The sequence below is a fragment of the Sulfitobacter sp. 1A12157 genome, from assembly GCF_043557345.1.
In the GTDB taxonomy this organism is placed as follows: Bacteria; Pseudomonadota; Alphaproteobacteria; order Rhodobacterales; family Rhodobacteraceae; genus Sulfitobacter.
This window is the reverse complement of sequence record NZ_JBIFFV010000001.1, coordinates 460588-473258: the sequence shown is the minus strand read 5'-3', so window position 1 is coordinate 473258 and position 12671 is coordinate 460588. Positions and strand designations below refer to the sequence as shown.

At 61.6% G+C, this 12671-nt stretch carries 9 protein-coding genes; 1 reads left to right on the top strand and 8 read right to left on the bottom strand.

Going from position 1 to position 12671, the window contains the following annotated elements; genetic code table 11:
* Positions 1-134 precede the first annotated feature (134 nt).
* Positions 135-695: a type 1 glutamine amidotransferase domain-containing protein gene (locus ACGYLC_RS02370; RefSeq protein ID WP_394421455.1), complete on the top strand. Its 561-nt coding sequence runs from the start codon at positions 135-137 to the stop codon at positions 693-695.
* Between the two features lie 50 nt (positions 696-745).
* Here the strand turns inward: ACGYLC_RS02370 and ACGYLC_RS02365 are convergent, their stop codons facing one another.
* The 8 genes from ACGYLC_RS02365 to ACGYLC_RS02330 all read right to left on the bottom strand — a co-directional run bounded on the left by ACGYLC_RS02365 (position 746) and on the right by ACGYLC_RS02330 (position 12520).
* Positions 746-1849, bottom strand: a complete 1104-nt coding sequence (locus ACGYLC_RS02365) for a CaiB/BaiF CoA transferase family protein (protein WP_394421454.1) — start codon at positions 1847-1849, stop codon at positions 746-748.
* Positions 1846-2817 (bottom strand): C45 family autoproteolytic acyltransferase/hydolase, encoded by a 972-nt coding sequence (locus ACGYLC_RS02360; protein WP_394421453.1) that lies wholly within the window; start codon positions 2815-2817, stop codon positions 1846-1848. Before ACGYLC_RS02360 ends, ACGYLC_RS02365 begins: the two co-directional genes overlap by 4 nt.
* 17 nt (positions 2818-2834) lie before the next feature.
* Positions 2835-4292 (bottom strand): biotin carboxylase, encoded by a 1458-nt coding sequence (locus ACGYLC_RS02355; RefSeq protein ID WP_394421451.1) that lies wholly within the window; start codon positions 4290-4292, stop codon positions 2835-2837.
* A 17-nt stretch (positions 4293-4309) separates the two neighbouring features.
* On the bottom strand, positions 4310-7045 hold the full coding sequence (locus ACGYLC_RS02350) for an aminotransferase class I/II-fold pyridoxal phosphate-dependent enzyme (RefSeq protein ID WP_394421450.1): 2736 nt from the start codon (positions 7043-7045) through the stop codon (positions 4310-4312).
* 66 nt (positions 7046-7111) lie between these two features.
* The gene (locus ACGYLC_RS02345) at positions 7112-8194 is read right to left on the bottom strand and encodes a carbon-nitrogen hydrolase family protein (RefSeq protein WP_394398388.1); all 1083 of its coding nucleotides are present in this window, start codon (positions 8192-8194) and stop codon (positions 7112-7114) included.
* Between the two features lie 67 nt (positions 8195-8261).
* Entirely contained in the window at positions 8262-8693 is a 432-nt protein-coding gene (locus ACGYLC_RS02340; protein ID WP_067268202.1) for a universal stress protein, read from the bottom strand.
* 12 nt (positions 8694-8705) lie between these two features.
* The gene (locus ACGYLC_RS02335) at positions 8706-11459 is read right to left on the bottom strand and encodes a TRAP transporter permease (protein ID WP_394398384.1); all 2754 of its coding nucleotides are present in this window, start codon (positions 11457-11459) and stop codon (positions 8706-8708) included.
* A 101-nt stretch (positions 11460-11560) separates the two neighbouring features.
* Positions 11561-12520 (bottom strand): TAXI family TRAP transporter solute-binding subunit, encoded by a 960-nt coding sequence (locus ACGYLC_RS02330; protein ID WP_394398382.1) that lies wholly within the window; start codon positions 12518-12520, stop codon positions 11561-11563.
* Positions 12521-12671 lie beyond the last annotated feature (151 nt).

The window sequence follows — 12671 nt, the reverse complement described above, 5'->3', positions numbered from 1 at the left end:
CCTTCGACGTATCAACAAATATTCACCACCCTGTGGCGTATCTGCACCGGCGGATCATCGCCCTCGCGCGAATGTGAGGGGAACAGGGGCCCAAGCAGACCGTTGGTCCAGCAGAAATGACAAAGGAGAAAGCAATGACTGATATCACCAATGCAAAGATCCTGATCCTCGCCACCAACGGCTTTGAGCAGTCCGAACTGGAAAAGCCCCTGAACGATCTGCGCGACCGCGGCGCCACCGTTCATGTGGCCACGCCCGACGGTAATGAGATCAAGGGCTGGGACGAAGATGACTGGGGCAACACCGTGCCTGCAGACCTCGCCCTCGGGGACGTGAACGTCGACGACTACCAGGGCATCGTGCTGCCCGGTGGCCAAATCAACCCCGACCTGCTGCGTGCCAACGAAGACGCGGTGGCTCTGATCCGCAAGTTCCACGACAGCGGCAAGACCGTCGCCGCCATCTGCCACGCCCCGTGGCTGCTGATCGAGGCGGGCATCATCAAGGGCCGCAAGGCGACCTGCTACTCCTCCATCGCGACGGATGTGAAGAACGCCGGTGCGCAATACGAAGACAGCGAAGTGGTGGCCGACCAAGGCATCGTGACCAGCCGCTCGCCCGAGGATCTCGACGCTTTCGTAGGTAAGATCGTCGAGGAAATCGAAGAAGGCAAACATGACCGCAAAGCGGCCTGAGCCTTGCCTCTGTGACGAGACTTACCCCCGGTCCTTTGGCCGGGGGTTTTTCATGCGCGGTCGCGCGGCAGGCCAAGTTCGTCTAGCAGCGCATCGGTATCGGCCCCAATGGCACGCGGGGGGCTGGGCATCTGGGGCGCAGTGGCGCCGAAACGCGGCGCTTGGCCCGATTGCAACACGCCATCGACCCTCACCACATTGCCCCGAGCCGCCATCTGCGGATGGTCCGGCGCTTCGGAAAAGCTGAGCACCGGGGCCACGCAGGCATCCGAGCCGTCGAAATGCGCCGCCCAGTCGTCCCGGGCGCGGGTGGCGAAGATCGCGGCGAAATCGGCGATACGCGCCTTCCATGTCGTCCTGTCATTCTGGCTCTCGGCAAGCGCCGCAGGCAGGCCCAACTTCTCTAGCAAGATCGTGTAGAACTGCGGCTCCAAAGCCCCGACCGAGATGAATTTCCCATCCGCACAGGTGTAGCACCGATAGAACGGCGCGGCCCCGTCGAGCCAATTGGCGGCACGCTCTTCGGTCCAAGCGCCTTGGGCCAGCATACCATGGATCAGCCCCATCATCGCAGGCACCCCATCGACCATCGCGGCGTCGACGACTTGGCCCTTGCCGGTCACCCCGCGTTCGATGACGGCAGCAAGGATACCGAACAGCAAAAACATCGTCCCGCCGCCGTAATCCGCCACCATGTTCAAGGGCGGCACCGGGGGCGCATCGGCGCGGCCCATGGCATGAAGTGCCCCTGTGAGAGCCAAATAATTGATGTCATGCCCCGCCGTTTCCGCCCATGGGCCGGTCTGGCCCCAGCCGGTCATGCGACCATAGATCAGAGCCTCGGGGCAGGCGTCAGGGCCAAGGCCCAAACGCTCCATCACGCCGGGGCGGAACCCTTCTATCAGCACATCGGCAGAGGCGATCAGCGCCTTCGCCGCGGCGATCCCTTCGGCGGTTTTCAGGTTCAAGACCACCGACCGCTTGCCGCGCCGGTTGATGTCCGACGGGTCCGCCGGGGCGGCTTTGCGGTCAATCGTGATGACATCCGCGCCCAGATCGGCCAGCAATTGCCCCGCCAGTGGCGCGGGGCCAAGGCCGGAAAACTCCACCACCCTGAGCGAGGACAGCGGCCCTTTGCGCGCCGCCACGCTCATGCCGCCCCCGGCACCAAGACCTGCCGCGCTCCGTCGGTGAAATCCGACAGCGACAGCGCCCATGTCGTGCCGGGCCAGCGCAACTCCATCTCGCGTTTGCGCGGACGGTAGACGGCGGTGTAAAGCGTGCCGAACCCCGCGTTGAAGGCCGTGGAATAAAGCGGCGGCTTGAGAAAGGCGCCGATGAACTTCTCCTCCGGGTCGCGGTGCAGACGCAGACGTTGCAAAAGGTAGCGCTCCCGCTCGACCGTGGCGGTAAAGCGGGCGTGGCTGACCCACTCCACATTCTCTTGATGATTGGTCGCCACTGCGGCACGGGTGATGACAGCGGGGCGATCGGGGGCCATCATAGCCGTCAGATAGCTGCGCTTTCGGTCCAGCACGGTCACGTTGTAGCTCATATGCGTGGGCACCCGCGCCAGCACCTCGCCTGCCTCTTGCGCGGTTTCGCAGGTCTGCAAAACATAACGCAGGATCAGCGGCACACCGAAGCCCTCGCCCACCACACGCCGCCCGCCAAAGGTCAGCGAGATCGACAGCCCTGCATCATTCACCCCGTCGACCAGCCCCCAAAGCCCGTCGGAGGTGCCCATGACCTGCCGCCCCTGCCAACCGGTGCGCAGCACCATCGCGTCAAAGGCATTTGGGTTATAGTCATAGTTGCGCACCATGACCGGCTCTTTCCCCGCCCAGATCGCCTGCGAACAGGCCGACAGATAGGGCGGCGGACAGTAGAAACTGAGAAAGCGCGCCGCGTGATCGCCGCCGCCTGCAAGACTGCAAAGCTGGTCATAAAGCGGCAGCATCTCGGGCATATGCTGGGCCAGCGCACGGCGGCACTGGGCATAGGTCGGGCGCGCGGCCTCCCCCTCCTTCAGCCACCATGCGTGGTAATCAGGCCAATAGGCCGCGAAGAGTCCAGCCCATTTCGGGCCGGGCTGGTCTTCGGACAATGCGCGCCAATACATCGCGGCCTTTCGTCTTTCTACAGGATCTTGAACGCCGGATCAGAAAGCTCTGGACCGGCCGAGGCGGTGGGCAAGGGTTTGCCATCCACGCTGCGTTTGATCCCATGAATCCACTTTTTCGCGCGTTCGTTCAACTGGAAAGACTTGGTCATCGACCGCCCCCTCGTCACGAGGATACCGATATCCGCGCCCTCGTAGCGATAGTCACCCGGTTGCAAGATGCGCAGGAAGAAGGCTTCGTTCTCGCTCTCTACCGCGCGGCGGTGATAGTCGAAACGGTCAAAGACGACGGTGCCGTCCTCCTTCATCTTGTAGATCCCGGTCTCCGGCGCTTCGGTGCAGATGTCGACACTGTCCTCGGTGTGTTTGATGACCATCTGGCTCCAGCCGTCGATATTGTCCGGATCGGCCCATCGGGCGTTCAACTCATCCACGTCGAGAGTGAATTTCTTGCGGCTGAACTCCAGCAGGTGGAACAGGAACAACGGCGCATCGGCATGGGCAAAGGCGGCGTGGTTCGTCATCGAGCTTGCCCCGGTGATCCGCGGGTTCAACTCCCCCAACCACAGGTCGCCGGTCTTCTTGTCGATCAGGAAGTCCAATTCGAAATAACCGCGATAACCCTCTTTCCGCAGCTGTTCGCCGAACTTGAAGGTCAGATCGCGGGCCTTCTCGCGGACCTTGGGCGGGAAGGCGGTGGCGAGGATCTCGTTGCCGCACCAGCCGCCGCGGTAGGGGGTCAGCTCCTTGAAGCCGACAAGCTCGGTCATCAGCGGGCCGACGATGGTGCCCTCCTTGGTGGCGCAAGCCTCGATCGCGGCGCCACGGCAGTCGATCCGCTTCATGATCTTGATCTCGCCCTCGCCGACGATCTCGCTCTCGTGGCGGCGGAAATCGGCCTCGGACTTGATGAAGAAGGTGGTATGGCCACTGTCGCCATAGGCCGATTGCAGCACGAGGTCATGGCCCAGATTGGCCTTCTCGCAGATCTCGCGCAGGTGCTCGTAGCTTTCCACTTCACTCAGTGTGTTGGGCACCGACGGCACGCCGGCCTTGTTGCCGATGCGCACCGTCTCGATCTTGTTGTCCATCGACTGGCGCAGCTTCGCTTTCGGGAACCAGACCTCGGCCCCGAGCTCCTTGGACAGACGCTCGGTCTCTTCGTCGAACATGAGGAACACAAACTTGGGCTTGCCGCCGCGGCGTTTGACGAAGTCGATGACCTCCTTGTGCTGCAGCAGGTAGTTGTTGATGTCCTCGATGCTCTGGAACTCCGCATGAGGCTGTTCCGAGGGGCAAAAGACGTTGGGATGCTTGCCGCCGTAGCAGTCGATGTAGCAGATATATTTGAAATTTTTCACCCACTCATCGAGGCCCAAGAGGTTAAAGTTCGTGGCCGAGATGAAATAAACCGGATCCTCGTTTCGGTGAAAGAACCGGCGGATTTCGGAGATATTCTTGAGAATTTTTGCCATATCGTAGGTCCTTTTGGTCAAACGGGTGAAGAAGAAAGGTCTTTGCGGCGCACGCGTTTCAGTGCCTCCGCGGTAAAGACACGTAGGCCCAGATCGGGCCGGTATCCGTGGATCTCGCTCACGTCGAGCGCGCGCATGAAGTCGAGAATTTCCTGACTGACGACCTGTCCGGGGACGAGGATCGGAAAGCCGGGCGGATAGGGGATGATGAAACTGGCCGAGACCACCGTGTCGCCCGCGTCCATCACCTCTTGCAAGGATCCGTTCAGGTCGAGATAGTCACAGTTTTTCTCATCATAGGCGAGGAAGAAGGGCGTGCGAATGTCGCCCTCGGGCGTATCGGCGGCGCGGAAGGCTTCGTGGAAGCAACTGAAATCCGGCAGCGGCGGGTAGTTCTCCATCAGGTTGGTGACGCGGCGATCGAAGGACAGTTTCTCCATCCGGCTGGCATCGTCCAGCAGATCGTCGAGCGACTTGGCGATCTCCACCAGCACTTCGATCAGATAGGCCACCGAGGAGCGCGTGGTGCCGATATTGGTCATGAACAGCACGGTATTGCGCGAGGTCTTGTTGATCTGGATGCCGTATTTATCCATCAGGATCTGGGTCTTGAAGGTATCGCCATCCCAGCCGGTGCCGCCCACGGCGAGTGTCACGCGGGTGGCGTCGAGCACGAATTCGTCCTGCTCCCAGCAATCCCACATGTCGGTCCAGCCCTGTTCGGTGTCGTAATAGCTGGTCACCCCGCTTTCGCGGTGGGTCTCGGGGATCATGTCGCCTGCGGTCAGCACCTTGAAATACTTGCGCAGCAAGGGGTGTTCGCTGATCGCGCGGCGCATCGACATTGCCGCTTCGACCTGCCGTTGGACAAATTCGAACCCTTCGAGTTCGACCTGACGCCGCCCCACATCGAGCGAGGCGATGATCTGGTAGTTCGGTGAGGTCGAGGTGTGGGTCATATAGGCTTCGTGGAAGCTCTGCTCGACCTCGCCTTTGAAGTCCTGATCGTTGACATGAATCATCGAGCCCTGCCGCAGCGAGGTCAGCGTCTTGTGGGTCGATTGTGTGGCATAGGCCCGCACCCGCGCCTGCGGAGGGGGGATCAGCCGGGTGTTGCGCAGGGTCTCATCATCCGCGTCCTTCAGGGACTTTTGCTGGGCCTCATAGGCGGCGGCATGGGCCTCGGACTTGAACTTCGCCCGCAGGGTATTGGCCGCGTTCATCGCGGTGCGTTGGCGATATGTGGGACTAAACCGGGCGAAAGCGAACCACGCCTCATCCCAGAGGAAGATCAGGTCGGGCTTGATCGCCAGACATTCCTCCATCACCCGTTCGACGTTGTAGACCAGCCCGTCGAAGGTGCAGTTGGTCAGCAAAAGCATTCGCACCCGATCAAGCTTGCCCGCCGCCTTCAACTCCAAGAGGCGATGCTTGATCTCGCGCAGCGGCACCGCGCCATACATCGAGTATGCGTTGAGCGGATAGCTGTCGAGGTAACTCACCTGTGCGCCTGCCAGCACCATGCCGTAGTGGTGGCTCTTGTGGCAGTCGCGGTCGACCAGAACGATGTCGCCGGGCCGCACCAGTGCCTGCACCACGATCTTGTTGCAGGTCGAGGTGCCGTTGGTGGCGAAAAATGTCTGTTTAGAGCCGAAGGCGCGGCTGGCCAGTTCCTGCGCCTCCTTGATCGGCCCATGCGGCTCTAGCAGGCTGTCCAGCCCGCCAGAGGTGGCGGAAGTCTCTGCCAAAAAGATATTCGGCCCGTAGAACGCGCCCATGTCCTGAATCCAGTGACTGCGGGTGATCGACTTGCCGCGGCTGATGGGCATGGCGTGGAAAACGCCGGTGGGTTGTTTGGAATATTCCACCAGCGCGGTGAAGAAAGGCGACTTGTTGCGCGCCTGCACCCCGCGCAGGATGTTGAGGTGCAACTCCATGAAGTCTTCTTGATTGTAGAAGACCCGCCGACAAATCCCCAGATCGAGCCCCGCGATATCCTCGACCGAGCGTTCGGTGACCAGATAGGCGTCAAGCTCGGGCCGGACCTTGGCGATCATCCGGCAGAGCTCGGGGCCGTAGCTTTCAGGCTCAAGCGCGTCGATCTCAGCCCGCCCTCCCGCACGGGCGAGGTAGCGGGTCAGGATCTGTTGATCGACCTTTGATTTCAACGTCAGACCGGGGCGGACAACGATGGCTTGGATGTTGTGATTGAACATCACCGCGATCAGCGCATCTTCAAGGCTGGGCACCACCACGGCTTCGTAGATGAACGGGTCTTCGGTCCGGCGCATGCGGGTGACATTGCTGCGCAGCCAGCGTTCCTGCTGTTCGTTCACATTATCGACGATCAGCACTTCGAAATAGGGCTTGGCCAGCGCCCGCGCCTCGGGCGGCAGCATGGCCTCGTCATCATGCTCGTCCTGATCCAGACTGTCGCGTTCCAGCGGAATGGTGCGGCGGCGATAGGCGCCGGTGGTCAGCGCGCGGGTCACCCGGTTCAAGGCAAAGGCCAGATCCTCGTAATTGCCATGGGCGAACTGGCGGCGCATGTGGTCAAAGGCGGACATGCCCGGAAAGGCCCAATAGGGCTCGATCAGGGCCAGTGACTCAAACAGCGCCTCGATTTCCCTGCGCCCCTCCGCCGCGCCCTTGCCCTTCGGATCGCGCGACATGGCAGCGGCGGCGGCGCGCAGGGCGCTCCACCGATCCGACCGCAGTTGAATGGCCGAGGAATAGTCGTTCATAGAATGCATCAGTCGTCCTCTGCTTGAGGGCCGACCGATGCTTCAGGTAGCGCTTTGCGCGAACCTAACCTCGGCCTAGCCGCTGGTATTGTCGTTCTGCCCGGGCGTATCGGGCGTTGTATGTGTATCTGGCATGGCCGCCGCGGGGGCCGTGGGCGCCGGTGTCTGCGCCACCTCGGGCGCCGTCCCGGCGGTGGGGCTGGCAAGCGGCTCAGGCGGGAAACCGTTCTTGCCCTTATAGGTCGGAATCTCGGCAGGCACCTGCTGGGCGGGCACGTCGACATGCAGCCCCGCGCGGCTGCCCTGTTGCGGAATTTCGAGCGGGCCAAGGGTGTGCAGGAAGGCATCTGCGCCGCTGTCACGGTCATAGACCGGGAAGTCTGTCGGACGGTCGCGGAAGGATTTCAGCAGTTGGCCCAGCCCCTTCATCCCCGTCTCACGCTGACGGCGCACCATATTGAGGTCGATCTCGATCGGGAACATATCCTCTTGCCCCGCCGATTGGTGCAGCACCATCGAAGTCGGATCGACCACGCAGGAGCGGCCCACACCCCCGGCGCCAAGGCCATTCACGTCGAAGATATAGCACTGGAATTGCGCCGCCGTGGCGCGCGCGATGGCAAGTTCCGCATCCCGGTCCGTGGTGCCAGTCAAAACCGGGTGCAACAGCACCTCGACGCCCTGCGAGGTCAACTGCCGCGTCGTTTCGGGGAACCACATGTCATAGCAGATCGACAGGCCAAAACGGCCCACATCCGGCACGTCGAAAATACAGAACTCATTGCCCGCCGCGATCCCGGCCTCATAGGGTCGGAAGGGGAACATCTTGGCATAGCGGCGCACCACTTCGCCTTCGGGGTTGATGACGACCGAGGTGTTGTACACGCGGCCATCCTCGGGATGCTTGAGGAACATCGAACCGGGGATCAGCCAGACCCGATGCCGCCGCGCGGCGGCCTGAAACTGTTCGATCGTCTCATTCTCGGGCGGCAGGGCAAACCGGTCAAGCGGGCCGAAAGGCGCCAGTTCGGAAAACAGCACCATCTGCGTCCAAGGGAAACGCGCCATCAGGATGTCGAGCCGCTGGATCATGCCCTCGACATTGGGCTGCAAGGCATTGACGTACATCTGCACGCCGGCAATCGCGAAAGGGGTCATGCGTGAATACTCCGAACTACGCGGCGCAATGGACCATTTCCTTGCCTATCTCCGCGACGCACGTGTCTTACGCCCTCACGACCAGAACGGAAACAGGCGAACGACGCACAATGCGGTCGGCGTTGGACCCGACGAGGAATTCGCGCAGGCTGTCGGGGTGCTCGGACCCCATGACCACCAGATCGGCGTTTGATTTCTTTATTGTTTTCAGTGCCTCGCGGTGGATCTTGCCGAACTTCAGGTGCTGCTTCACCTTTACGTCATCAGGCACCTCACGCTCGACCAACTGCTCAAGCGCCTTGGCCGCGCGGCCCGTCGCCTGTTTCTCGTAATCTGCGGGAAAGAACCCTTCGACCAGCGGCGTGCCCATGTCCGGCACGACCGAAAGGATATGCAGCGTGCCTTTGGAGAGGCGGATCATGTCGATCGCCTGCGGCAGGGCCTTTTCCCATGATTTCGGGTCGCTCAAATCAACGGTCAGCAGGATGTTATCGAACATGATGCGCTCTCCTTATGCTGTCGCAGGCTTACGGGGGGCCTGCGCGGCACGGCCCCGTTGCAAGAAGACCACCAACGCCAGTAGTAGCAGGGCGGGGATGAACATCCAGTACTTGCTGGGTTGCGGCATCGGCTTCAGCACCCGCAGCACCTCTTGGTCCCAATCAAGGCCCGCGCCCTGCGCCGGGCTGTCGTAGAGAACATCGTCGATGATCATCTTGTCGCCATCCTCGCGGAACATGAGCCCCGCGGCCTCCAGCTTCTCGGCCCCAGTCTCACCTTCGCCGATGGGCAGCAGTGCCACGAACTCCAGCGGATCGCCCAGATCGTTCACGCCCGAGATGCGCAACCGCAGCCGTTCGCCTGCGGGGGTTTCTTCGGCGGCCTGCACGATTTCGGTCGGGGCTTCCTCGCTATAGGGCGGATAGATCATGTCCATCCAAAAGCCCGGGCGGAACAGAGTAAAGGCGATGAGCAGCAGTGCTATGGTTTCATAGAAACGGTTGCGGGCCAAAAACCAGCCTTGGGTCGCCGCCGCGAAAAGCAGCATGGCCACGGTGGCCACCACAAAGATGAACAGCCCCTGCCCCCATGTGACCCCAATCAGCAGCAATTCCGTGTTGAAGATAAACAGGAACGGCAGCGCCGCAGTGCGCAGGGAGTAGAAGAAAGCGACCAGACCGGTGCGGATCGGATCACCGCCCGAGACGGCGGCGGCGGCAAAGCTCGCCAGACCCACCGGCGGGGTCACATCGGCCATGATACCGAAGTAGAACACGAACAGATGCACCGCGATCAGCGGCACGATCAGCCCGTTCTGCTGGCCCAGCGTCACGATCACCGGCGCCAGCAGCGCCGAGACCACGATGTAGTTGGCGGTGGTGGGCAGGCCCATGCCGAGGATCAGCGACAGGATCGCGGTGAGGAACAGGATGGCAAGGATATTGCCGCCCGAGAGCACCTCGACCACGTCCGCGAGCGCCGAGCCGACACCGGTCTGGCTGACCGCGCCCACGATGATTCCCGCTGTCGCCGTGGCGATGCCGATGCCGATCATGTTGCGCGCGCCGGTGACCAGACCGTCGATCAGGTCAAGGAACCCGGCTTTGACATCATTTAGGAACTGGCTCTCACCCCGGAACATCGCCATCAGCGGGCGCTGCGTCAGCAGGATAAAGATCATATAGGCCGCCGCCCAAAAGGCCGACAGGCCCGGCGACAGTCGGTCCACCATCAGCGCCCAGACCAGCACCACGACGGGCAAGATGAAATGCAGACCGGACCGCGCAGTCGGCCCCGGCATCGGCAGGGTCGTCACCTCGGCGTTGGGGTCTTCCATTTCAAGCGGTTCTTCCTTGCTCGCCACATAAAGCAGGCCGACATAGACCGCCGTGAGGAAGACAAAGATGATATAGCCCGCCGTTTCGGGGAAGGCCGGGCGGATCCAGCCCATCAGATAGTAAACCGCGAAGGACAGCGCGCAGATCGCGATGATTGCAAAGGCGATGCCGATGAGCTGCTGCACCAGCGGCTTGGGCGTATAGGCACGCGGCAGACCCTGCATCCCGGCTTTCATCGCCTCAAGATGCACGATGTAGACCAGCGCGATGTATGAGATCACCGCAGGCAGGAAGGCGTGTTTGACCACGTCGAAATAGGGAATGCCGACATATTCGACCATCAGGAAGGCCGCAGCCCCCATCACCGGCGGCATGATCTGCCCGTTGACCGACGAAGCCACCTCGACCGCGCCGGCCTTCTCGGAGTTGAAGCCGACTTTCTTCATCAGCGGGATGGTGAAGGTGCCCGTGGTCACGACGTTGGCAATGGACGAGCCCGAGATCAGGCCGGTCATGGCCGAGGCCACGACCGCCGCCTTGGCCGGGCCGCCACGCATGTGGCCCATGAGGCTGAAGGCAACTTGAATGAAGTAGTTGCCCGCGCCCGCACGGTCCAAGAGCGAACCGAAGAGCACGAAGAGGAAGACGAAGGAGGTCGACACACCAAGCGCGATGCCGAAGACGCCTTCGGTTGTGATCCATTGGTGGTTCACGATCTCCGAAAGGCTGTTGCCCTTATGGGCGATGATGCTGGGCATATAGGGGCCAAGCACGGTGTAGAAGAGAAAGACGCTCGCCACGATCATCAGCGCAGGCCCAAGGGCGCGGCGGGTGGCTTCGAGCAGGATCAACAGGCCGGTCACCCCTGCGATATAATCTGGCAGGATCGGCGCGCCGACGCGGTTGGCGATGTCACGGTAGAAGATAAAGAGATACAGCGCACAAAAGGTGCCGACGATGGCCAAGGCCCATTCCCAAATCGGAATGCGGTTCTTGGGTGAGCCAAGCAGCACGGTCGCGACCACAAAGGCCGCCGGGATCGGGATCCACCAGATGGCGGTGGAGTCTTTCGTGCTGGCCATAAAGAGCGCGGCAAGAACGATGGGAACGATGACGCCAAGCGCCACCTGAAAACTGGTGCGCGTGGCCGGAAACACCATGATGCCAAGGAATACGGCAAAGCCAAGGTGGATGGAGCGGGCCAGCGTATCGTTGAAAAGGCCGATGGGCGAGGCGATGTAGAGTTGGAACAGCGACCAAGCCAAGGCCACCAGCAGCAGCAATGTGCCCATTAACCCGCTGACAGAACGCCCACCCGTATCGGAAGAAGCGACAAGTTCGTCCAGTTCCGCCTGGCTCAATCCGCCCCGGTCACCGGTCGCGGCGGTTTCGACAGCCGCCGCCTTTTGCTGGTCCTTCTCAGACATATCGTCCCCCTGTCGGCTCCACCTTGGGGCGGATGCGCATATTGTTCTTCGGGCCTCTGACGGCAGCGTACCGCCGCCAGAGCTATCATGTCACGGATAGATTACTCGAGCCAACCTTGCTCTTTGTAATACTTCTCGGCGCCGGGGTGCAGCGGCGCGGAAAGACCGCCCGAGATCATTTCCTCTTGGGTCAGGTTCTCAAAGGCAGGGTGCAGACGCTTGAAACGGTCGAAGTTGTCGAAAACCGCTTTGACCACCTGATAAACGACTTCGTCGTCAACATCGGCGGAGGTCACAAAGGTAGCTTTCACACCGAAGGTTTTCACGTCTTCGTCGGTGCCCTTGTACATGCCGCCCGGCACGGTGGCCTCGGCATAATAGGGGTTGTCGTCGATCAGACCTTGGATCGCGTCGCCATCCACGGGGATCAGCTTGGCGTCGATGGTCGACACGGCTTCTTGGATCGAACCGTTGGGGTGACCCACGGTGTAGATGATCGCATCCACCTTGTTGTCGCCCAGTGCGGCGGCTTGCTCAGCCGGTTTCAGCTCGGAGGCCAGTGCGAAATCGTCCAGCGTCCAGCCCTTGGCGTCCATCACGACTTCCATGGTGGCGCGCTGACCGGAACCGGGGTTGCCGATGTTGACGCGCTTGCCTTTGAGGTCATCGAACGACTCGATGCCGCTGTCGGCACGGGCGATGACGTTAAAGGGCTCACCATGCACGGAGAAGACCGCGCGCAGCTTGTCAAACTTGTCACCCTCGAACTGGGAGGAGCCGTTGTAGGCGTGGAACTGCCAGTCGGACTGGGCCACGCCCATGTCCATGTCGCCCGCCTTGATCGCGTTGATGTTGGCGATCGACCCGCCGGTGGAGGGCGCGGTGCACTTCAGGTTGTGGTCCGCGGTGCCGCGGTTCACCAGACGGCAGATCGACTGACCGACGACAAAGTAAACGCCCGTCTGACCACCGGTGCCGATGGTGATGAATTTTTCCTGCGCCATAGCCGCAGTGCCGGCCACCATGGCACCGGTCATCGCGAGCATTTTGAACATTTTCATAAGATGTCTCCCATTGTTATAATTGGCGGACCACCCTTTAGGCGGACACCATTGCATGCACAAGTAGAGCGCCGCAGCCTTCAGGCAATTGACTGGGCTGGGAAATTCTTCACACACCATTCAGACCGCGAGCAGACATGCCCCTGTGGCG